The following is a 21,237-nucleotide window of genomic DNA, read 5'->3' as shown; positions in this document are numbered from 1 at the left end:
GGATGAAATGAATAAAAGAAAATGGCTGCTTTTCCTCGTGATTGGGGTTCTAGCTGCTGTGTTATGGTGGCTCAACAAACAACATCTTCAACTGTCGCCGAAAGATGTGAAGAATTGGATTCTTCAATTTGGGATGCTGGCTCCCTTTGTCTTTCTTTTCTTATCACTTTTTCGTCCATTTGTGCTTGTCCCTCTCACCGTCTTTTCGCTAGCAGCGGGTTTGGCATTCGGCAGTGTCCTTGGGACCATTTATGCCTTAGCAGGTGCAACAGCAGGTGCAACAGGATCTTTCCTGCTTGCCTCAACCTTCCGTTCAAACAAGCAGGAAACCGAATCAAGCAATCGGAAGCTAAAAGCGGTGACGTCCCGTATTCAAGAGCATGGATTTCTTTATATCCTCTTATTACGCATTGCACCCATTCACTTTGATTTTGTCAGTTATGCCGCAGCAGCTTCACGTGCGAATTATCGTGCATTTGCGGCAGCGACTTTTTTAGGGTTAATACCTGGTACTGTGGCGTTAAATGTCCTTGGATCAAGCTTTGTAAGCGGAAATTATGCCGCCTTAGCGATTGTTTGTTTGATTTATTTGATCTTTATCTCAGTGCCACTGATTTTAAAAAGAAAGATGCCTGATTTATTTTAGGCGTCTATTTTTTATGTTCCCCCCATATATATGTAACAGATGTCGTTAGGGGGGACAAACATGCTTGAAATAATCTTTGAAGATGAATATGATACCGCCGCTTTTTTACATCTTGCTGAACACTTGGACAGTCGGCATCACATTTCGATTCAACAAGGGAAAGACCGGCTTCTCATAGAAGCGAAGAAATCAGGAGAAGCCATAGAGCACATTGTGCGGACATTGCTGATTCACTTTTTTTTGGAATGCAAAGAAAATGAACGCATGCGCAGCATCCTTGAAAACACATACTTATTTAAAGATCCAGAAGAGCAGCACCAAATTCTTTCAATCGCCCATAGCATCATGAAAGGGGATCTAGATGATATCCCTGGAATTCATCAAGACCCGCCGAGGGAGGATCTGTTAAAAAAAGAGCTTGAGACGATTTCTTTACAGAAAGGTGTTTTTTCCATTGGTTCATTTATGACATTTAGGCTCTCAGCGTATGACAGAAGGCTGAAGAACTATGTTGAAGTATCCATCGAAGAATATAAAATGGAACAAGAATATCAAAACTTTATTCAATCCCTTCGAGACTATGTGATGTCAAGAGAACCTAAGCTTGAAAAAGTACATGTTGTGCATCAGGACCGCCTGATGATTTGGGAATTTCGGTACGCTTCTGAGCGTGATCAAAAACAATACATAGACAGACAGTTTGTAAGAGAGCATCCAATGTATATTGATTCGCAGTTGATTGCACCGCTTGTATCCATTGCGCCACAAAAAATTGACCTATTTACAGATGATACAGGTCACTCGATGGTGCAAACCATTCAAAATATTTTTCAAGAAAGAGTTGAGGTATTCCCGCCTCATTCGTTTCAAGAACAGCATGTACAATTTGTTCCTAGCCATTTGGAAAAGAAAAGTGAAAAGCTTTCTTGATTTTCACGAAAAAACGTTTTATAATACGGTGTAACTTCATACAGAGACCGTATTGATAAGGACATGAACAAATGAACACCCGCTTAAAGAGAGGGAAGCCGCGGCTGAAAGCTTCCTAGCAGAGGACCATTTGCTTTACCACCTTTGAACATCAGCTGTGAACTGTTTAGTAATAGCTGACGGGAATTCCCGTTATTGAACCACAAGCCGTATTTGCTTTTGACAAAGCAAGCTGCAAATACGGGAAAAAGGGTGGAACCACGATTCCGTTTATTCAACCTCGTCCCTTTCCAGGGGGCGGGGTTTTTATATTGCCAAAAAAAGGAGTGACTAGAGATGTCAGAACAAATTCAACTTACATTTCCCGATGGAGCAGTCAAGGAGTTTGACAAAACAGCTACAACAGAAGACATCGCGGCATCAATCAGCCCAGGCCTAAAGAAAAAAGCGCTTGCCGGTAAATTGAACGGCAAAGAAATAGATCTGCGTACGCCGCTGTTAGAAAGTGGAACAATTGAGATCATCACAGATAAGAGTGAAGAAGCGCTCGATATTATGCGCCACAGCACAGCGCATTTACTAGCACAGGCAATCAAACGCATTTATGGAAAAGAGCATCACGTCCAGTTTGGCGTAGGCCCTGTCATCGAAAATGGCTTTTACTATGATGTCGACATCGATGTAGCGATTACACCTGAAGATTTACCAAAGATTGAAAAAGAAATGAAAAAAATCATTAACAGCAATTTGCCGATTGAGCGCATTGAAGTTTCAAGAGAAGAAGCGAAAGCACGCTTTGAAGCAATTGGCGATGAATTGAAGCTCGAGCTGTTAGAGGCAATCCCAGAAGGAGAAGCCGTCACAATTTATGAACAGGGTGAATTCTTCGATCTATGCCGCGGTATTCACTTGCCATCTACAGGGAAAATCAAAGAGTTCAAGCTGTTAAGCCTTGCAGGTGCTTACTGGAGAGGCGACAGTAACAACCAAATGCTTCAGCGTATTTACGGAACAGCTTTCTTCAGCAAAGAAGAATTAAACGAGCATTTACGTCTGCTTGAAGAAGCAAAAGAGCGTGATCACCGTAAACTAGGCAAGGAATTGAAACTGTTTGCGAACTCTCAAAAGGTGGGTCAAGGTCTTCCGCTCTGGCTGCCAAAAGGGGCAACAATCCGCCGCGTCATTGAGCGTTATATTGTTGATAAAGAAGTACGCCTTGGTTATGAGCATGTGTATACACCCGTTCTTGCGAGTGTAGAATTGTATAAAACATCAGGCCACTGGGCGCATTATCAAGAAGATATGTTCCCAGTCATGGAAATGGACAACGAAGATCTTGTCCTCCGTCCAATGAACTGCCCGCACCATATGATGATTTACAAAAACGAGCCGCATAGCTATCGCGAATTGCCAATTCGGATTGCAGAGCTTGGTACAATGCACCGCTATGAAATGTCAGGTGCTTTATCCGGTCTTCAACGTGTTCGCGGGATGACATTAAACGATGCCCATATCTTTGTTCGTCCAGATCAAATCAAAGACGAATTCATTCGTACAGTTCGCCTAATTGAAGAAGTGTATCAAGACTTTGGCTTGAATGACTACACATTCCGCTTATCTTACCGTGATCCAGAAGATACTGAGAAGTATTTCGACGATGATGCGATGTGGAATAAAGCGCAGTCTATGCTGAAAGATGCAATGGACGAGCTTGGACATGACTACTATGAAGCAGAAGGCGAAGCGGCATTTTATGGTCCGAAGCTTGACGTCCAAGTAAAGACAGCTCTTGGAAAAGAAGAGACTTTGTCTACTGTACAGCTAGACTTCTTACTTCCAGAGCGTTTCGATCTCACATATATCGGAGAAGATGGAAAACATCATCGTCCAGTTGTCATTCATAGAGGAGTTGTGTCCACAATGGAACGCTTCGTTGCCTTCTTAATTGAAGAATACAAAGGAGCTCTTCCAACATGGCTGGCACCTGTACAATTCCAAGTCATCCCGGTTTCACCATCTGTCCATTTAGACTATGCAAAAAAAGTGCAAGAACGTTTGCAGCTTGAAGGACTGCGTGTAGAACTAGACAGTCGTGATGAAAAAATAGGATACAAAATTAGAGAAGCGCAAATGCAAAAGATTCCGTACATGCTGGTTGTCGGTGATCAAGAAGCAGAAAATGGCGCGGTCAATGTAAGAAAATATGGGGAACAAGATTCAGAAACAATGGACCTCGAAGCTTTTGTGAAACATGCAGTCGCAGAAGCAAAAAAATAATGAAGGCGCACGAAACAGTCAGTGATCTCATCTATTGAGGTTGCTGGCTTTTTTCTTATGGAAAAAAATTCTCCACTAGTGATCCATTTGCGCAAATGATACGTTTAGATAGTACGAAAGTATGGGTAAGTATGTACTATTAGAGAGAGGCAAATTGGGGGAATGAAAGCGATGATTCAAACAACAAACACTTCATCAACACAAGTATTGGAGCAATCAGCTGTGCTTCGTGCGCTAGAGCACTCACTGGCGATGATTGAATTTGATGTCACAGGTAAGGTCCTATGGGTCAATGATATTTTTGCAAAAGCCATGAGATATTCAAAGGAAGAAATGATTGGTTTAAAGCATAGACAGTTTTGTCCTCCGCATATTGCAGAAGACGCAAGTTATCAAATGTTTTGGAAGCGTTTGAAGAATGGTCAAGTGTTTCAGGAAAAGGTGCAGCGGATCACGAAGTACGGTGACACCTTATGGCTTGAAGCGACGTATACACCAGTGCTCAATGAAGAGGGGAATGTAGTGGCTGTCGTGAAAGTGGCAACAGATATTACGGAGAGAGAAAACACAATGAAGCAGGTAGTAGAAGACCTAAAGGATATGTCTGCAAAATTAATGGAGCGAGCGGAAATCGGCATCCAGCATAGTCAAAGTGTAAATGCTTCTTTTGAACATATCGCGAATGAAACGGATCAAAATATGAGTTTGCTAGAAGGGTTAACAGAGCAGGTGGAGTCGATCAGCTCAATTGCTACAACGATTAACAGTATCGCTTCCCAAACGCAGCTGCTCGCATTGAACGCGGCCATAGAAGCTGCGCATGCGGGTTCCTATGGAAATGGCTTTAGTGTCGTCGCGGCAGAAATCCGTAAGCTTGCGACAGATTCAAAGGAAGCGATCGTAAAGGTGGATCGTTATGTGAAGGCGATCCATTTAGAAGTTGAAAAGGTCAGCAACGGAACAAGCCGTGCAAAGACAAGTGTGTTTACAAACCGGGATCTTGTCAAGCAGGCAAGCGAGGAATTCATGAATGTAGGAGAAGCAGCACGCGGCTTAGATCGTCAAGCACAAAGTTTAGCAGCAATTGTATAGCCGAAAACGAAAAAACACCCAATCTCGATCAGGAGAAGGGTGTTTTTCCTATGGTTTATTTTAAAATATCAAACAATTCGTGTAAGTCTTTAATTTCATAATCTGGTGTCACATCTGTTTCATTTTTCTTGCCATGACGATTGATCCAAACGGTTTGGATGCCAGCGCGAGAAGCGCCGAGAATATCTGTTTTTGGATTATCTCCTACCATGATGACATCATCTTTTGTGAGATTTAACAGCTGAAGGCAGTGCTCAAAGATGCCAGGATCAGGCTTTCCTTTCCCGTAATCTCCTGAAATCACAATTTCATTAAAGTAAGGGGCAAGTTCCGGAACACCTGCAAGTTTTTCTTTTTGCAGACTAGGATCTCCATTTGTTAAAAGAAGTAATTCATAGTTGCCCTTCAGGCGCTCTAAAACAGGATACGTTTCTTCATAGACATACGGGCGTTTTCTGCGCTCTGCTGCAAAGAAATCTGCTAAGTATTGACCAAATGCTTCATCGTCAATTCCTGCCTCTTTTAAGCCGTTTGTCCAAGCGTTTTTGCGATACTCTGGTGCAAGGGCGTTCAGCTTTTGAAAGCCTTCGCTAATCGGCTCACTAAAATTGGACCACAGTCCTTCAAAAGGATTAATGCCAATCATGACAGTATAATCATATGTTTCATAAGAAGAGTACAGCTTTCTTGCTTCTTCACGCACAATCTGTTCAAACGATTCTGGATCAAGTCCATATTTCTTTTCCGCTTCCCTGCATGTTTCCTGAAAAGTGGTATGAATGCTTTTTTCATCCCAAAGCAAAGTATCATCTAAATCGAAAAATACGGCTTTCATGATCTTCTCCCTTGTTATGTATGTAGTTACCCTCAATTGCATGTGACAGGCTCATGTTCATTTTACAATAGAAGTTTTAGAGTTTAAATAGATTATTTAGTAATAAAAAAAGTGCACAAAAATGTGCACTCTTACATTATTTTGATAAATCAATGGTCTTATACTTACCGCCAGTCCATCCTAATCCTGATGAGACTTGAAGCGAGAATTTCTTTTCGTTTGGAACTTCAAAAGCAATTCTGCCTTTTTTAGATAATTTAGGATTTATTTGTTTTAAGAAGAAACTTGAATCGGTATCATTTACATACATATTATTTGTTGCAAGTGATTTGTATTCTGTGCCGTCTTTGCCAATTAACCTGAACATCTCAGTATCTACCATTCTGCCTTTTTTACCTGTATTTTTGACCGTTACTTCAACAATCACAAATTTGCCGTCTGTCGTTACATCGCTCATATACTGTTTTTGTAAAGATTTCGCTTCTGTTACGCTGTTTACTTGATAAGTAAAATCTTCGACTGCTACTTTATCTCCAATTTTATGCGTTTTTTCTTTATCATTTTTCTTTTCGCTACTCGTTACTGCATTTTTAGAACCAGTATTTGATGTATTATCTTTTTTGCTGCCGCCCCCAGCCATACAAGATACAAAGATAATAATCAAAATGAGAATAATGATACTAAGACACCCAATCTTAAAAAACTTTTTCAAATAAATCCCCTACTTTTCCTTAATTTATTAAATGAATTTGAATACTTCTCCAATGATAAGTCTAAAGAATTATAAAATCAATCATTTTTTTGAAAAAATAGATATATAATCCTTTTTTATATGGAATATGATTTATATTTTTGTTTATTTATGTATACAACTTGATTTATATCGGTGTGATAATGAAAAATTGAAGGATTTGAAGAGACTTTATTTCTTTTTAAATAAGGCTTGCCCAAATCGTTTCGTCATGCTAAAATGAAAAAGTTGTTTCAAGAGTTCGGTTACTTGACGGACAAATGAAAATTGTGTAGAATAGTTAACGAATTGAATAGATATCACAAGCAGAAGCACCCGCTTCTCACCTGATTGACACATGTTTGTAGTTGACAGGTTGACCGTACATTTATTTTTTCATGCAAATGTTCGCAGTGTGGGTGTTTTATATGCCCACACTTTTTGTTTGCCTGTAAAACATACAACGAAATGGTCAAAATGAATTGTGAACTCAATTCAAAATCTCATGGAGGTGGCTCACTATTAGCAAAGATCAATTAGTTAATGAAGGTATTCGTGCGCGTGAAGTTCGTTTGATCGGACAAAATGGCGATCAGCTTGGGATTAAAACCCGCCAGGAAGCTCTGGAAATTGCTACGAAAGCCAATCTTGACCTTGTGTTAGTTGCTGCAAATGCAAAACCACCTGTTTGCCGAATCATGGACTATGGTAAGTTCCGATTCGAACAACAGAAGAAGGAAAAAGAGGCACGTAAGAATCAAAAAATCATTAGCTTAAAAGAAGTTCGGTTGAGCCCGACAATCGATGAACATGATTTTAACACGAAGCTCCGTAATGCAATCAAATTCCTTGAAAAGGGAGATAAAGTGAAAGCTTCTATCCGCTTTAAAGGCCGTGCAATTACGCATAAAGAAATCGGACAGCGCGTGTTAGACCGTTTCTCTGAAGCTTGCGCTGAAGTAGCAACAGTAGAAACAAAACCTAAGATGGACGGACGCAGCATGTTCCTCATGCTTGCACCAAAAGTCGAAAAGTAAAAGTAACAGAGGGAGGAAACATCCAATGCCAAAAATGAAAACTCACCGCGGATCTGCTAAACGTTTCAAAAAAACAGGTTCTGGTAAACTTAAACGTTCTCATGCGTACACAAGTCACTTGTTCGCTAACAAATCTACAAAGCAAAAACGTAAATTGCGTAAGAGCGCAATCGTAAGTGCTGGAGATTTCAAACGTATCAAACAACAACTTGCAAACATCAAGTAATCTGGAATAGGAAACATAGGAGGGAATTACAATGCCAAGAGTAAAAGGCGGAACTGTGTCGCGTCAGCGTCGTAAAAAGGTTCTTAAATTAGCAAAAGGTTATTTCGGTTCAAAACATAGATTATATAAAGTAGCAAACCAACAGGTGATGAAATCTGGAAACTACGCTTTCCGTGACCGTCGTCAGAAAAAACGTGACTTCCGTAAACTATGGATCACTCGTATCAATGCTGCAGCTCGTATGAACGGTCTTTCTTACAGCCGTTTAATGCATGGCTTAAAGCTTTCTGGTATCGAAGTAAACCGCAAAATGCTTGCTGATCTTGCTGTGAATGACCTAAACGCATTCAACCAGCTTGCTGATGCTGCAAAAGCACAACTAGACAAGTAAGTCATATAAAAGATCATTCCGCCAAGGAGTGATCTTTTTTTCTCATCATGTGAGGTGAAATCAATGAATATCGCTCTGATCGTGCTGCTCGTCTTGGTCAATGTCTATGGGTTTTGTCTCATGGGAGAGGATAAACGCCGGGCGAAAGCACACAAATGGAGAATATCAGAAGCGCACTTATGGAGTGCCGCAGTACTTTTTGGTGCTGCTGGGTCATTTCTTGGCATGCAGTATTTCCGTCATAAAACGAAGCATCCTGCCTTTCAAATGGGTATGCCTGCTTTAATTGTTGTCCAATTGGTGATATTGGTCTATCTCAATCTCATCTGAAAAGGAGCAGACGCCGTTAAGTCGGCGTATCTGCTCCCTTTTTTTGTTTGATTTTTTTGATGGGCTGATCCCAATCAATTTTTGTTTGAGGATACCGTTCAATGATGTTTTCCTCAAGTTTTTCAAAGTCTTCTAATGTGAATTCATTTAGCTTCTCAGGTGACTCCGTCCAAACGTAAATGGAGTGGACAAACAGAGGATGATCCTTAGAAGGAACATGCTTCTCCCCTTCAAACAAGACACCTTTATAGACGAAATTAAAATTTTTACGGGCATTTTGCTGTTCGTCCATAAAATAAAAGCCTTCTTTTAATTGTGCTTGTTTCAGCTTTCTTCTCGGGTTTGAGAAGAATTTTACCGCCATGTAGAAAATATAGACAAGCAATGCAACAAGAGCAAGTCTAATGAGGATGACAAACATGACAGGATGCACCTCCAATACCGTTATCTGATGTACTACGAATGAGAAAGACAAAAGGTTTCAACTTTTTTTAAAAAATATTTCGATTAACGAAAAAATATTCATAAAAAGATCGTATTGAACGAAAGAGGTTTTGTATAATAAGAATGCACCATGAAGAAAAAGGAGGATACACAGAATGACAAAACTAGATCAAACATTAACTATGCTGAAAGACCTAACGGATGCAAAAGGGATTCCAGGAAATGAACGTGATGTAAAAAAAGTCATGCAGTCATACATAGAAACATATTCGGATGAAGTCTCTACAGACCGCCTTGGCAGCTTAATTGCTAAGAAGGAAGGAAATGCAAATGGGCCTAAAGTGATGCTTGCTGGTCACTTAGATGAAGTAGGATTCATGGTGACAAAAATCGATGACAAAGGCTATATTCGTTTTCAAACGGTCGGTGGCTGGTGGTCACAAGTTATGCTGGCGCAGCGTGTCACCATTGTGACGAAAAAAGGAGACATTACAGGTGTGATTGGTTCTAAACCGCCACATGTCTTGTCACCAGAAGCACGAAAGAAATCAATCGAAATCACAGATATGTTCATTGATATTGGGGCTTCGAGCAAAGAACAGGCAATGGAATGGGGCGTCCTCCCTGGAGATCAAATCGTACCTTACTTTGAGTTTACGGTAATGAATGACGAAAAAATGCTTCTTGCAAAAGCCTGGGACAACCGTATCGGCTGTGCAGTAGCGATTGACGTCATGAAGAATTTAAAGGATACTCAGCATGAAAATATTGCATACAGTGTAGCAACTGTCCAAGAGGAAGTTGGCTTGCGCGGAGCTAAAACAGCTGCAGCTACCATCCAGCCTGATATTGGATTTGCTATTGATGTTGGAGTAGCAGGTGATACACCAGGTATTACTGAAAAAGAAGCAACAAGCAAACTTGGCAAAGGACCAACGATTGTCGTATTCGACGCTTCCATGGTTTCTCATAAAGGGCTTCGCGATTTTGTTGTCCAAACTGCGGATGAACTAAACATTCCTTATCAATATGATTCCATGCCAGGTGGAGGAACAGATGCTGGAGGTATACACTTAACAGGTCATGGTGTTCCAACACTATCCATCGGGATTCCAAGCAGATATATTCATACCCATGCAGCCATGATTCATCGAGATGATTATGAAAATGCGGTGAAGCTTTTAACAGAAGTCATCAAAAGACTTGATCAAAAAACGGTCGAACAAATTACGTACGGTTCTTAATGATGAAACCTTTCCTCAGTATGGGGAAAGGTTTTTTAATTGCGTTGAATTTCCCAGGAAATGAACTTTGGAATGTAAGTTGTGTCAAAAGAACTGTTTTCAGTAAATGAAGTGATATTTTTCTAGTGAGGAAGGCACATGTGATCCATCTTGTATTTATGTAAGATGAAATCAATAAAAAGGACAGAGCCTCAAACTTGCTCTGTCAAAAGAGAGTTTATGGAAGTAGGTGAAGCTTATTCTAGATTAAATCAATTATTCCTATTTGTCAACTTGGTTTTAAAAGAAAGAAAAATTACTCAATTTATGTTATATTTGTAACAAATTGTTTATGCAAAGGGGATGGTTAAATGAATGCGGTTTCAATTGTGATAGGATCGATGTGTATTTTAGCGATTGCCTATCGCCTCTATGGTACGTTTATGATGGTGAAGGTACTAAAGGTCACAGATGATCATCCTACACCGGCTCATGCACTCGAGGATGGGAAAGATTATGTGCCAACAAACAAATGGGTCACATTTGGGCATCACTTTGCTGCAATTGCCGCTGCTGGTCCATTAGTTGGTCCGATTTTAGCCGCACAATTTGGGTATTTACCTGGTCTCCTTTGGCTCTTAATTGGAGCGGTGATTGGCGGAGCTGTTCATGATCTTGTGGTCTTGTTTGCTTCGATGCGAAAAAAGGGGAAATCACTATCCGAGGTAGCGAAAGAGGAGCTTGGTCCTGTGGCAGGATTTTGCACAGGGCTCGCCATGTTATTTATTATTACAATTACAATGGCAGGACTGTCCATGGTTGTGCTTCATGCTTTAGAACGAAATCCTTGGGGAACCTTTGCAGTTGGTATTACCATTCCAATAGCGATGGGAGTCGGCCTTTATTATAAAAAGACTGGCAATTTAAAGCTGGCGACATCTGCGGGATTCATATTATTGATGTTGGGGGTATTCCTTGGACCGAATATTCAAGGAACAGCACTTGGAGATTTGTTAACACTTGATACAAAAACGCTTGCCCTTGCCCTGCCAATCTATGCTTTTTTTGCTGCGGCCCTGCCGGTTTGGCTGCTTTTGGCACCAAGAGACTATTTAAGCAGTTTTATGAAAATTGGTGTTTTCATTGCGCTCATTGCGGGAATCTTTGTGGTTAATCCAACCATCCAATTTCCGGCGTTTACGGAGTTTGTGAGTGGCGGAGGACCTGTCTTAGCTGGACCTGTATGGCCTTTTATTTCGATTACCATTGCTTGTGGTGCGATTTCTGGTTTTCATGCATTTGTTGGCTCTGGCACAACGCCAAAAATGCTAGATCGTTGGAGTGATATGAAGCCGGTGGCGTTTGGCGCGATGCTCGTAGAATGTTTAGTGGGAATCATGGCGTTAATTGCCGCTACTGCGCTTCATCCGGGAGATTATTTTGCAATTAATAGTACACCTGAAGTGTTCCGTACGCTTGGTATGAGTGTCGAGAATCTTCCTCAACTAAGCAAAGAAATCGGTCTTGACTTAGAAGGAAGAACAGGTGGAGCTGTTACATTAGCTGTAGGGATGGCGTACATCTTTACGGGTATTCCGTTCTTTAGTCATTTGGCCTCTTATTTCTTCCAATTCGTGATTATGTTTGAAGCCGTCTTTATTTTAACGGCAATTGACGCAGGAACCCGTGTCGCGCGATATTTGATCCAAGACTTCTTTGGAGAAGCATATAAACCGCTAAAACGAAATGACTGGGTACCAGGGTCAGTCTTTGCAAGTGCACTTGCTTGTTTTATGTGGGGATACTTGCTTTACTCTGGAGACATTGGGTCCATTTGGGCACTCTTTGGCGTGTCAAACCAGCTAATGGCCTCGGTCGGATTAATCATTGGGGCGACGGTTGTGTTGAAAATTGCGGATAAAAGGCGGTATATGTTGACTTGTTTAATTCCACTTGCTTACTTATATGTGACAGTGAATTATGCGGGTTATTGGATGGTTGCGAATGTCTATCTCAATCCAGAAGCATCTGGCTACAGTGTACTGAACGCCGTGCTTTCGATGATTATGCTGATTTTAGGTTTTGTCATTATCGTGTTCGCTATTAAAAAATGGATCGAGATTTGGCGCGATCCAGCTCTTCGAATGGAGACGCCAATCACTGGCTAAATGAACAAAGCCGGCTTGCTTATTTATAAGCAAGCCGGCTTCTTGTTATTGCTGATGTTCAGGCTTTAAGCCCTGCTCTAATGTTTCAAGAATTTCATTCTTTTCATCTTCTGATGCCTCTTGCCATAACACCTCAAACAAAACGCCAAGACCTGGCAGCATTTTTTCCTCGCCACTTTGAATCGCATCTAAAATCGTATGCTCAAGCTGCTCTTGATTATGGCCAGTAATGTTTTGAATCACTGCGCCTCTTAAATTAAAATCCATTGCCCACACTCCTTTTTTGATGGTGATAGCCCTATTCTGTCTCAAAGACAGGTTTATTATGTAGTGTGCTTGAGATATAATAAATTTATGATATTTAAAGGAGTTAAAGTCGCTTGAAATATATAGAATCAGCTAAAAACGCACACATTAAACAATGGAAAAAGCTCCATACAAAAAAAGAACGAACGAAAACAGGGCTATTCCTTGTTGAAGGAAAACACTTAGTAGAAGAAGCATTAAAAAGCGGGGTTGTGAAAGAGTTAATGATCACAACACCTGACATGCTCCCTGCTGACATCGAGCCTGACATTGAGCTGTATGAATTAAGTGAAGAGGCTTTTACTGCGATGACGGAAACGGAAACACCACAGCAAATCGCAGCGGTTTGTACCATTCCTGTATTTGAGGAGAAAAAGTATGAACGAATGCTTCTGTTAGATGCAGTGCAGGATCCGGGAAATTTAGGCACACTCATTCGGACAGCAGATGCAGCGGGGCTTGATGCTGTGATTCTAGGGGATGGAACCGTTGATGCGTTTAACGGAAAAACGCTCCGTTCAGCACAAGGGTCTCATTTTCACCTGCCTATCTTAAAACAAACGCTACAACAGACAATTCCAGCATTAAAGGCGCAAGGCATATCTGTATATGGCAGTGCGTTGAAAGATGCGAAAGAGTATAGACACATAGCATCAGAAGGTCCATTTGCGCTAATTGTAGGCAACGAGGGAGCAGGTATTGATCCAGAGATTCTTCAAATGACAGATCAAAATTTATATGTTCCAATGTACGGACAAGCGGAATCATTAAATGTGGCTGTGGCAGCAGCAGTTCTTGTCTATCATTTGCGCGGATAGTGTTGCATCACGTCCTATTTTTCACTATAATGAAACTAATATTTTAAAAACCATGATAGAGGAAGATTGTTTCACGAAGCGTCCTATTAGGGAGAATGCATCGTAGACTGAAAGTGCATTTAAGGAATGCTGAAACAGGAATTCACCTCTGGAGTTGTCACCGGGACCGCAGGTTTTGCGTAAAGGTGGACCGGATTCGTTTGATTCCGTTATGTCAATGAAGCTTATTCGCACATATATTTGTGCTTAACAAGGGTGGTACCGCGACCACAACTCGTCCCTTCTTTTTTGGAGGGGCGGGTTTTTTTATTGTCTTCAAACAATCAAACACCCGTTTATTCAGACGGTTTTGTATATTAAAAGGAGGATCACACTCATGCAAGAAACGTTAAAACAGCTTGAAGCAGAAGCGATAGCAAAGGTTGAAGCAGCCAGCTCGCTCAAAGAAGTCAATGATATTCGTGTTCAATATTTAGGGAAAAAAGGTCCGATTACAGAAGTGCTGCGCGGAATGGGCAAGCTTTCCGCTGAAGAAAGACCAAAAATGGGCGCACTTGCAAATGAAGTGAGAGAGCAGATTGCTGGTGCCATTGCTGAAAAAAATGAGCAGCTAGAAGCAGAAGAAGTGAAAAAGAAACTGGCTTCTCAAACCATTGATGTCACATTACCAGCAAGTCCGATCAAAATCGGGGCAAGACATCCATTAACGATTGTCGTAGAAGATATTGAAGATTTATTTATCGGCATGGGCTATACCGTTGAAGAGGGCCCAGAGGTGGAAACAGATTACTATAACTTTGAAGCGCTCAATCTTCCAAAAGAACATCCGGCACGTGATATGCAGGACAGCTTCTATATTACTGAAGACACACTCATGAGAACGCAAACATCACCCGTTCAAGCACGTACACTTGAGAAATATAAAGGCCAAGGCCCTGTGAAAATCATCTGCCCTGGTAAGGTATATAGACGTGACAGCGATGATGCCACTCACTCCCATCAATTCATGCAAATTGAAGGACTTGTGGTCGATCACAATATTAGCATGAGTGACCTCAAAGGAACGCTTGAGACAGTCGCAAGAAAAATGTTTGGTGAGGATCGTGAAATTAGACTGCGCCCAAGCTTTTTCCCATTCACAGAACCTTCCGTTGAAGTTGATGTGTCATGCTTTAAATGCGGCGGGAAAGGCTGTTCTGTATGTAAAGGAACAGGCTGGATTGAAATCTTAGGTGCAGGAATGGTTCACCCGAATGTATTAAAAATGAGCGGATTTGATCCAGATACTTATCAAGGCTTTGCTTTTGGAATGGGTGTTGAACGTATTGCGATGCTGAAATACGGCATAGATGATATTCGTCATTTCTACACAAATGATATTAGATTCACGAAGCAATTTAAGCAGGACTAAGAGGAGGAAATCAACATGTTTGTTTCATATAAATGGTTAGAGGACTATGTCGATTTAGAAGGCATTCAGCCGGATGAATTAGCAGAGAAAATCACAAGAAGCGGAATTGAAGTGGAAGCCGTTGAGTATAAAGGCGAAGGCATCAAAGGCGTTGTCGTTGGACACGTCATTGAACGTGAACAGCATCCGAATGCGGATAAATTAAACAAATGTCTTGTTGATATCGGCGAAGACGCACCGGTGCAAATTATATGCGGGGCTCCAAATGTGGATAAAGGACAGCATGTGGCCGTTGCAACGGTTGGTGCAGTCCTTCCTGGAAACTTTAAAATTAAAAAAGCAAAACTGCGCGGTGAAGAGTCTCATGGCATGATTTGTTCTCTGCAAGAATTAGGCGTAGAGAGCAAGCTCGTACCAAAAGAATATGCAGAAGGTATCTTTGTTTTCCCGAATGACGTGAAACCAGGAGATGATGCCCTTCAAGCGCTTCAATTAGATGACGCGGTACTTGAACTTGGCTTAACACCAAACCGTGCCGATGCCCTTAATATGCTAGGAGTGGCTTATGAGGTTGCCGCCATTTTAGGGAGAGACATCAAGCTTCCTGATACAGCGCATGACACTTCTTCTGAAAAAGCAGCAGACTATATTTCTGTTAAAATTGAGGATCCAGAAGCGAATCCACTTTATGCAGCGAAGATCATTAAAAATGTAAAGATTGGGCCAGCACCACTTTGGATACAAACAAGATTGATGAATGCAGGTATCCGCCCAATTAACAACGTCGTGGATATTACGAATTTTGTCTTACTTGAATACGGTCAACCTCTACACGCCTTTGATTATGACCGCTTTGGTTCAAAGCAGGTGGTTGTACGTAAAGCGGCTGAAAATGAAATGATTCAAACTCTGGATGAACAAGAACGTACATTGTCTTCGAAGCATCTTGTCATTACAAATGGCACAAAAGCGCATGCTGTTGCAGGTGTCATGGGCGGTATTGAATCAGAGGTGCGTGATGAGACGACAACGATTCTTTTAGAAGCGGCATATTTCAACGGTCAAACCGTCCGTCAAGCATCTAGAGACTTAGGGCTTCGCAGTGAATCAAGCACACGATTTGAAAAAGGGCTCGATCCGCAGCGGACGAAATCAGCAGCCGAAAGAGCAGCTCAATTGATCAGCACCTATGCAGGCGGTGAAGTACTAAGCGGTACAGTTGAGGAAAACCACCTTGAAACAAGTATGAATGTCATCCACGTATCAACTGAGCGTGTGAACAAGGTGCTTGGCATGAGCATTTCAAAAGAAGATATGATTCAGATTTTCAACAAACTAGGCTTTACTGTGGGCGAATCAAATGATGTGCTTGTTGTAACGGTTCCTTCCCGTAGAATGGATATTACGATTGAAGAGGACCTCATTGAAGAAGTCGCGAGATTATACGGCTACGACAATATTCCATCTACACTGCCTGCGACAGCTGGTACCGTTGGCGGTCTCACGCCATACCAAGTGAAGCGCAGAAAGGTGAGACGTTTCTTAGAGGGCGCAGGGCTTTCTCAAGCGATTACGTATTCATTAACGAATCAGCATAAGTCCACAGCCTTTGCTTTAAATCCAGCTTATCAAACAAGACTTTCCTTGCCGATGAGTGAGGAACGAAGTGTGCTGAGACAAAGCCTTCTGCCAAACTTACTTGATTCTGTTGCATATAACTTAGCAAGACAAGCTGATTCTTTTGCCTTTTACGAAACGGGTTCTGTTTTCTTAGCGGAAACGGAAGGCGCAAAACCAGTAGAGAAAGAACATGTCGCAGGTGCGCTGACAGGCTTATGGCATAAAAATCTTTGGCAGGGCGAGAAAAAAGCTGTCGATTTTTATGTAGCGAAGGGTATTGCAGAAGGGCTGTTTGAAAAGCTTGGTGTATCAGGAGAGATCACGTATGTTCAAGCAGAGCGTGAGGGTCTTCACCCAGGACGTACAGCCGATGTTCATTTAAATGGAAAAGTGATTGGCTTTGTAGCTGCACTTCATCCAGTAGTGGAAAAGGAATTAGATTTAAAAGAAACGTATGTATTTGAATTTGATTTAACAGATGTGATGACGTCTGAAACAGAGGATATGAAATATACGGCTATTCCAAGATTCCCAGCAGTGACAAGAGACATCGCACTTGTCGTCGATCAGCATATTTCAAGCGGACAGCTGGAGCAAGTCATTTATGAAGCTGGCGGCCAATTGCTCACAGATCTTTCCGTCTTTGATGTGTATGAGGGTGAGCATATGGAAGAAGGTAAGAAATCTGTTGCATTCTCTCTGCAATATTTAAACCCAGAACAAACGTTGACCGAGGAAGAAGTCACGGCTGTTCATACAAACGTCTTGAAAGCATTAGAAGATACGTATCAAGCCGTCTTACGCGGATAATCAAAAGAGCTATCGCTTTATGGGCGATAGCTCTTAGCGTGTAGACAAACCCTCGCATTCTTTGTCAGTCCTGCGCGCTGGTACTCACGAATGTCAAATTCGCTCTGTGCCAATGCTCGTCCTTCCTAGGGCTGCAAAGGTTTTCTATCACGCTGAAAAGAAGACAAAGGGCTAAAATCAAGTTCATTTTAGCCCTTTGTCAACAATCTGAGAGCTATCACCTTATTGGCGATAGCTCTTTTTTGATTATAACCATTTTTTCGCTTTTTGGGTGTTGGCAAAATGAAGTTTTGTAAATTGGCGTAAAGCCTCTTCGCCGTGCTGTTTCATCAGCTTTGCTGCCGCTTTGTCAACATGCGGACCGGCCCCTTTTGGAATGTCAAAGCCCGCTGCTTTTGATAATTTATCCATTTCAATTAAAAAAGCATACCTTGCAATAATAGAAGCTGCAGCAACCGATAAGTGGATGCCTTCTGCTTTCGTACTAAAATATGTACGCTCCCGAATGATCTTTTTCCCCGCAAGGTGCCTGAAATAAATGCCTGGTTCGGCAAATTGGTCAATGAGAATGGCTTCTGGTTTCTTGCCATCCAGTTTTTCTAGCACGGAGGTGATGACTTGGTTATGAAGCAGTGCCTTCATTTTCCCTTGGCTCATGCCCTTTTCTTGCATCGCATTGTATTTTTCATTCCGAAGCACGAGAAGGCTGAACGGGATGGTTTTGATCAAGTCTTTGGCAATGTTGATAATCTGCGGATCTTTTAGCCCTTTTGAGTCTTTCACCCCGAGCTCTTTCATGAGAGCAAGCTGACTGGAATCAACATAAGCCGCACAGACCGTAATGGGTCCAAAATAATCGCCAGTACCGACCTCATCTGAGCCAATAACCGACATGGAAGCAATGCCGGGTGGTGGGCTGTACTGTGTGATGGATGGTGTTTTTTTGCTTTTTGTTTCAGCTGCTTGTAAATGGTTGAACTGACTTGCTTCAGCTTCTGCCTTTTGTCCTTGGAACAGTACTTTTCCAGATTTGTAGGCTGTAATCGTACAGCCGGGAACCTTTGCTTGAAATAGAGCGCCTGGCGGCAAAGTGTCAGTTAAATGCTGAGCGTACACGCTCTTCATTTTTTTCATGTCTTCTGATGTTGCTTTTAAGACGGATTGGGGCACAGTGGATAACTCCTTTTTACCTTGATATCATTGATTTCTAAAGTGTACCATAACAGGGAAGGGCTCGTCTTTCCATTCAATGTCTAAACATGTTATGATAGAGACTAGGATTCTCGTGGAATGGAGGAGAAACGTTGTCTGACGGCGGTAAAACGAAAACAACAGTTGAGATTTACGGACAGTCCTATACGATCATCGGTCAAGAAACGAAGATGCATATGCGACATGTTGCTTCAATTGTTGATGATAAAATGAGAGAAATCAATGAAAAAAATCCATACCTTGATATAAACAAATTAGCTGTACTGACAGCAGTCAATGTCGTCCACGACTACTTGAAATTAAAAGAGCAATACGAAAAACTAGAGCTTCATCTAAAAGAAAAGGAATGAAATTACCGTGATCGATATCATCATTTTGTTTTTGCTTCTTATGGGAACGCTTGTCGGTCTAAAACGCGGGTTTATTCTTCAATTTATTAAATTGATTAGCTTTGTTGTTTCTATTTTAGTGGCTTCTCTGTTTTATCAGTCACTTGCACCACAGCTTACGTGGATTCCAGCACCTAATTTTAGCGGCGGTCAAGCGCAGCTTGCTTTCTTTAGTGGGAATCTAGAAACAGCTTATTATAATACCATTGCGTTTATCATTCTGTTTATCTTGACCAAAATCCTGCTCGCTATCATCGGCGGATTGCTCACAACCATTGCAAGTATCCCTGTGATTAAACAGGTCAACAAACTGCTTGGCGCTGTTTTAGGATTTCTTGAAACCTATCTATTTGTGTTTATTCTATTGTTTGTGGCCGCATTACTTCCAGTCGATGCGCTTCAAACCATGATGAGCAAATCAATGTTAGCAGATGTGATCGTAAATAGCACCCCTTACCTGTCCGGTCTTGTCAAAGACCTCTGTTCGACGTATGGAGTTTAAGAACTTCTCCTTTCTTGGAGAAGTTTTTTCTCATTCCATGACAGAAAGTTGTCGGATGAAGGGAAAGTTTGTATATTTATATAGGAAGATGCCAAAGCGGCTGGAGGATGAGAGATGAATAAAAAAGATATTATCAAACTTCTTGAAACAATTGCAGTTTATATGGAGCTAAAAGGAGATAATCCTTTTAAAATTTCTGCCTTTCGTAAAGCAGCTGCGGCACTTGAACAAGATGACCGCAGTCTTTCTCAAATAGATGACCTATTAGCATTACCCGGCATTGGAAAAGGAACCTTTGCTGTGATCACAGAGTATATCGAAAAAGGACAGTCTGAAACACTCGAACAATTAAAAAAAGAAGTGCCTGAAGGACTTGTCCCGCTCTTAAAATTGCAAGGACTCGGCGGGAAGAAGATTGCTAAGCTCTACCAAGAGCTTGGTGTTCACGATGCACAGTCGTTAAAAGAAGCATGTGAAGCGGAAAAAGTACAAACGCTTGCTGGGTTTGGCAAAAAAACAGAAGAAAAGATTCTTGCCGCTCTTGAGGAGGCAGGGAAGCAGCCAGAACGACTGCCAATTGGCTTTGCATTAGATGTGGCAGAGCGAATTGATGATGCGCTGGAACAGATGGAGGGAATCATCCGTTTTTCAAGAGCGGGCAGTTTAAGACGTGCGCGTGAAACGGTTAAAGATTTAGATTACATCATTGCGACTGATAACCCTGAACAAGTGAGAAAGCAGCTTGTTGCTCTTGATGATGTCAAAGATGTCATTGCGAGCGGTGATACGAAGGTATCGGTCATGCTTGCACTTGATTTTGAAATCAGTGTAGATTTCCGGCTTGTGACAACAGACCAATTTGCAACAACGCTGCACCATTTCACTGGCTCAAAAGATCATAACATTCGTATGAGACAGCTTGCGAAGGAACGCGGTGAGCGTATTAGTGAATATGGGGTTGAAACGATCGAAACTGGGGATGTGAAAACATTTGAAGACGAAAGCGCTTTTTATGCCCATTTCCAACTTCCGCTCATTCCGCCAGAAATTCGTGAAACCGGAGCAGAGATTGATACGTATAAAGAAAGTATGCAATTTGTAGAACGAAAAGATATCAAAGGCGATCTTCATATGCACTCGACATGGAGTGATGGCGCCTTTTCTATTCGCGAAATGGCAGAGGCATGTATCGCAAAAGGCTATGAATACATGGCGATCACAGACCACTCACAATATTTAAAAGTAGCAAACGGTTTAACAAAAGAACGTTTGCGTTTGCAAGCAAAAGAAATTGACAAGCTGAATCAAGAATTCGAGCATTTTCACATTTTCAAAGGGGTCGAAATGGATATTCTGCCGGATGGATCGTTAGATTATGATGATGACTTTCTAGCAGACATGGATTTTGTCATTGCGTCTATTCATTCTAGCTTCTCTCAGCCGGAGGAAGTCATTATGGAGCGCCTAGAAAATGCCTTGAATAATCAGCATGTGGATTTAATTGCCCATCCAACAGGCCGTTTGATTGGTAGACGAGATGGCTATGCCTTAAATATTGATCAGCTCATAGAGCTTGCGAAAAAAACGGGCACTGCACTGGAACTCAATAGCAACCCGTCAAGACTTGATTTAAAAACAGAGCATTTAATGAAAGCAAACGAAGCGGGTGTGAACATCATGATCAATACAGATGCGCACAACATCGCTATGCTCGATCATATGGACGTCGGTGTCACAGCTGCAAGAAAGGGCTGGACACCAAAAGCAAATGTCGTGAATACATTTTCACTCAATGAGATGAAAAAGTTTTTAACGCGTGACAGGTAGTCGTTAGGAGGCT

At 41.6% G+C, this 21,237-nt stretch carries 21 protein-coding genes and 2 other annotated features; of the genes, 16 read left to right on the top strand and 5 right to left on the bottom strand.

Annotated elements, in window-relative coordinates:
- Positions 1-7 precede the first annotated feature (7 nt).
- The 4 genes from ACNO7B_RS13075 to ACNO7B_RS13060 all read left to right on the top strand — a co-directional run bounded on the left by ACNO7B_RS13075 (position 8) and on the right by ACNO7B_RS13060 (position 4,945).
- The gene (locus ACNO7B_RS13075) at positions 8-646 is read left to right on the top strand and encodes a TVP38/TMEM64 family protein (RefSeq protein ID WP_007501676.1); all 639 of its coding nucleotides are present in this window, start codon (positions 8-10) and stop codon (positions 644-646) included.
- 60 nt (positions 647-706) lie between these two features.
- On the top strand, positions 707-1,576 hold the full coding sequence (ytxC, locus tag ACNO7B_RS13070) for a putative sporulation protein YtxC (RefSeq protein WP_008346029.1): 870 nt from the start codon (positions 707-709) through the stop codon (positions 1,574-1,576).
- A 43-nt stretch (positions 1,577-1,619) separates the two neighbouring features.
- Positions 1,620-1,867: a binding site (T-box leader), on the top strand.
- Positions 1,868-1,912: 45 nt separating this feature from the next.
- The gene (gene thrS / locus ACNO7B_RS13065; protein ID WP_007501674.1) at positions 1,913-3,853 is read left to right on the top strand and encodes a threonine--tRNA ligase; all 1,941 of its coding nucleotides are present in this window, start codon (positions 1,913-1,915) and stop codon (positions 3,851-3,853) included.
- A gap of 171 nt (positions 3,854-4,024) precedes the next feature.
- Complete coding sequence (locus ACNO7B_RS13060) at positions 4,025-4,945, top strand: methyl-accepting chemotaxis protein (RefSeq protein WP_008346027.1); 921 nt, start codon at positions 4,025-4,027, stop codon at positions 4,943-4,945.
- A gap of 55 nt (positions 4,946-5,000) precedes the next feature.
- Here ACNO7B_RS13060 and ACNO7B_RS13055 read toward each other — a convergent pair whose 3' ends face one another.
- Both ACNO7B_RS13055 and ACNO7B_RS13050 read right to left on the bottom strand, forming a co-directional pair.
- Positions 5,001-5,780 (bottom strand): HAD family hydrolase, encoded by a 780-nt coding sequence (locus tag ACNO7B_RS13055; protein WP_017358259.1) that lies wholly within the window; start codon positions 5,778-5,780, stop codon positions 5,001-5,003.
- 136 nt (positions 5,781-5,916) lie between these two features.
- Positions 5,917-6,492, bottom strand: a complete 576-nt coding sequence (locus tag ACNO7B_RS13050) for a DUF4352 domain-containing protein (protein ID WP_017358258.1) — start codon at positions 6,490-6,492, stop codon at positions 5,917-5,919.
- 336 nt (positions 6,493-6,828) lie between these two features.
- Positions 6,829-6,960: a sequence feature (ribosomal protein L20 leader region), on the top strand.
- A 71-nt stretch (positions 6,961-7,031) separates the two neighbouring features.
- On the opposite strand from ACNO7B_RS13050, the gene infC reads away from it, so the two are divergent.
- The 4 genes from infC to ACNO7B_RS13030 all read left to right on the top strand — a co-directional run bounded on the left by infC (position 7,032) and on the right by ACNO7B_RS13030 (position 8,494).
- Positions 7,032-7,547 carry a translation initiation factor IF-3 gene (gene infC / locus ACNO7B_RS13045; protein WP_024718649.1) on the top strand — a complete coding sequence of 172 codons (516 nt, stop codon included), beginning with the start codon at positions 7,032-7,034 and terminating at the stop codon, positions 7,545-7,547.
- 25 nt (positions 7,548-7,572) lie between these two features.
- Positions 7,573-7,773: a 50S ribosomal protein L35 gene (gene rpmI / locus ACNO7B_RS13040; protein ID WP_003216324.1), complete on the top strand. Its 201-nt coding sequence runs from the start codon at positions 7,573-7,575 to the stop codon at positions 7,771-7,773.
- Between the two features lie 31 nt (positions 7,774-7,804).
- Entirely contained in the window at positions 7,805-8,164 is a 360-nt protein-coding gene (gene rplT / locus ACNO7B_RS13035; protein ID WP_007501659.1) for a 50S ribosomal protein L20, read from the top strand.
- A 63-nt stretch (positions 8,165-8,227) separates the two neighbouring features.
- Positions 8,228-8,494, top strand: coding sequence for a DUF1294 domain-containing protein (locus ACNO7B_RS13030; protein ID WP_017358256.1), 267 nt, complete (start codon positions 8,228-8,230; stop codon positions 8,492-8,494).
- 16 nt (positions 8,495-8,510) lie between these two features.
- On the opposite strand, the gene ACNO7B_RS13025 is transcribed toward ACNO7B_RS13030, so the two are convergent.
- On the bottom strand, positions 8,511-8,915 hold the full coding sequence (locus ACNO7B_RS13025) for a hypothetical protein (protein ID WP_008346017.1): 405 nt from the start codon (positions 8,913-8,915) through the stop codon (positions 8,511-8,513).
- A 178-nt stretch (positions 8,916-9,093) separates the two neighbouring features.
- Between ACNO7B_RS13025 and ACNO7B_RS13020 the strand changes: the two genes are divergently transcribed.
- Positions 9,094-10,182 carry a M42 family metallopeptidase gene (locus ACNO7B_RS13020; RefSeq protein ID WP_417901596.1) on the top strand — a complete coding sequence of 363 codons (1,089 nt, stop codon included), beginning with the start codon at positions 9,094-9,096 and terminating at the stop codon, positions 10,180-10,182.
- 350 nt (positions 10,183-10,532) lie between these two features.
- Positions 10,533-12,329 carry a carbon starvation protein CstA gene (gene cstA, locus ACNO7B_RS13015; protein ID WP_008346013.1) on the top strand — a complete coding sequence of 599 codons (1,797 nt, stop codon included), beginning with the start codon at positions 10,533-10,535 and terminating at the stop codon, positions 12,327-12,329.
- Positions 12,330-12,374: 45 nt separating this feature from the next.
- On the opposite strand, the gene sspI is transcribed toward cstA, so the two are convergent.
- Complete coding sequence (gene sspI, locus ACNO7B_RS13010; protein ID WP_008346010.1) at positions 12,375-12,596, bottom strand: small acid-soluble spore protein SspI; 222 nt, start codon at positions 12,594-12,596, stop codon at positions 12,375-12,377.
- A gap of 113 nt (positions 12,597-12,709) precedes the next feature.
- Between sspI and ACNO7B_RS13005 the strand changes: the two genes are divergently transcribed.
- From ACNO7B_RS13005 to pheT, 3 genes are all read left to right on the top strand, one after another.
- Positions 12,710-13,453: a TrmH family RNA methyltransferase gene (locus tag ACNO7B_RS13005; protein WP_007501648.1), complete on the top strand. Its 744-nt coding sequence runs from the start codon at positions 12,710-12,712 to the stop codon at positions 13,451-13,453.
- A gap of 376 nt (positions 13,454-13,829) precedes the next feature.
- Positions 13,830-14,864, top strand: a complete 1,035-nt coding sequence (gene pheS, locus ACNO7B_RS13000) for a phenylalanine--tRNA ligase subunit alpha (RefSeq protein ID WP_099496663.1) — start codon at positions 13,830-13,832, stop codon at positions 14,862-14,864.
- Positions 14,865-14,879: 15 nt separating this feature from the next.
- Positions 14,880-17,294 carry a phenylalanine--tRNA ligase subunit beta gene (gene pheT, locus ACNO7B_RS12995; RefSeq protein ID WP_417901595.1) on the top strand — a complete coding sequence of 805 codons (2,415 nt, stop codon included), beginning with the start codon at positions 14,880-14,882 and terminating at the stop codon, positions 17,292-17,294.
- Between the two features lie 246 nt (positions 17,295-17,540).
- Here the strand turns inward: pheT and rnhC are convergent, their stop codons facing one another.
- The gene (rnhC, locus tag ACNO7B_RS12990; protein WP_035391180.1) at positions 17,541-18,464 is read right to left on the bottom strand and encodes a ribonuclease HIII; all 924 of its coding nucleotides are present in this window, start codon (positions 18,462-18,464) and stop codon (positions 17,541-17,543) included.
- Between the two features lie 134 nt (positions 18,465-18,598).
- Here rnhC and zapA point away from each other — a divergent pair, with 134 nt between their 5' ends.
- From zapA to polX, 3 genes are all read left to right on the top strand, one after another.
- The gene (zapA, locus tag ACNO7B_RS12985) at positions 18,599-18,856 is read left to right on the top strand and encodes a cell division protein ZapA (RefSeq protein WP_008345998.1); all 258 of its coding nucleotides are present in this window, start codon (positions 18,599-18,601) and stop codon (positions 18,854-18,856) included.
- A 7-nt stretch (positions 18,857-18,863) separates the two neighbouring features.
- Positions 18,864-19,397, top strand: a complete 534-nt coding sequence (locus tag ACNO7B_RS12980) for a CvpA family protein (protein WP_417901594.1) — start codon at positions 18,864-18,866, stop codon at positions 19,395-19,397.
- A 114-nt stretch (positions 19,398-19,511) separates the two neighbouring features.
- Complete coding sequence (gene polX, locus ACNO7B_RS12975) at positions 19,512-21,224, top strand: DNA polymerase/3'-5' exonuclease PolX (protein WP_268448788.1); 1,713 nt, start codon at positions 19,512-19,514, stop codon at positions 21,222-21,224.
- Positions 21,225-21,237: the final 13 nt, after the last annotated feature.

The sequence above is a fragment of the Bacillus sp. AK25 genome, from assembly GCF_048270685.1.
Taxonomy (GTDB): domain Bacteria; phylum Bacillota; class Bacilli; order Bacillales; family Bacillaceae; genus Bacillus; species Bacillus altitudinis.
Note: the sequence above shows the minus strand (reverse complement) of the source record. Positions and strands in the feature narration are given on the sequence as shown.

What these genes read in the sequence shown, in the direction of transcription:
- ACNO7B_RS13075 (WP_007501676.1), top strand. Translation starts at nt 8, where the DNA reads ATGAATAAAAGAAAATGGCTGCTTTTCCTCGTGATTGGGGTTCTAGCT.
- ytxC (WP_008346029.1), top strand. Translation starts at nt 707, where the DNA reads ATGCTTGAAATAATCTTTGAAGATGAATATGATACCGCCGCTTTTTTA.
- thrS (WP_007501674.1), top strand. Translation starts at nt 1,913, where the DNA reads ATGTCAGAACAAATTCAACTTACATTTCCCGATGGAGCAGTCAAGGAG.
- ACNO7B_RS13060 (WP_008346027.1), top strand. Translation starts at nt 4,025, where the DNA reads ATGATTCAAACAACAAACACTTCATCAACACAAGTATTGGAGCAATCA.
- ACNO7B_RS13055 (WP_017358259.1), bottom strand. Translation starts at nt 5,780, where the DNA reads ATGAAAGCCGTATTTTTCGATTTAGATGATACTTTGCTTTGGGATGAA.
- rpmI (WP_003216324.1), top strand. Translation starts at nt 7,573, where the DNA reads ATGCCAAAAATGAAAACTCACCGCGGATCTGCTAAACGTTTCAAAAAA.
- rplT (WP_007501659.1), top strand. Translation starts at nt 7,805, where the DNA reads ATGCCAAGAGTAAAAGGCGGAACTGTGTCGCGTCAGCGTCGTAAAAAG.
- ACNO7B_RS13030 (WP_017358256.1), top strand. Translation starts at nt 8,228, where the DNA reads ATGAATATCGCTCTGATCGTGCTGCTCGTCTTGGTCAATGTCTATGGG.
- ACNO7B_RS13025 (WP_008346017.1), bottom strand. Translation starts at nt 8,915, where the DNA reads ATGTTTGTCATCCTCATTAGACTTGCTCTTGTTGCATTGCTTGTCTAT.
- ACNO7B_RS13020 (WP_417901596.1), top strand. Translation starts at nt 9,094, where the DNA reads ATGACAAAACTAGATCAAACATTAACTATGCTGAAAGACCTAACGGAT.
- cstA (WP_008346013.1), top strand. Translation starts at nt 10,533, where the DNA reads ATGAATGCGGTTTCAATTGTGATAGGATCGATGTGTATTTTAGCGATT.
- sspI (WP_008346010.1), bottom strand. Translation starts at nt 12,596, where the DNA reads ATGGATTTTAATTTAAGAGGCGCAGTGATTCAAAACATTACTGGCCAT.
- pheS (WP_099496663.1), top strand. Translation starts at nt 13,830, where the DNA reads ATGCAAGAAACGTTAAAACAGCTTGAAGCAGAAGCGATAGCAAAGGTT.
- pheT (WP_417901595.1), top strand. Translation starts at nt 14,880, where the DNA reads ATGTTTGTTTCATATAAATGGTTAGAGGACTATGTCGATTTAGAAGGC.
- polX (WP_268448788.1), top strand. Translation starts at nt 19,512, where the DNA reads ATGAATAAAAAAGATATTATCAAACTTCTTGAAACAATTGCAGTTTAT.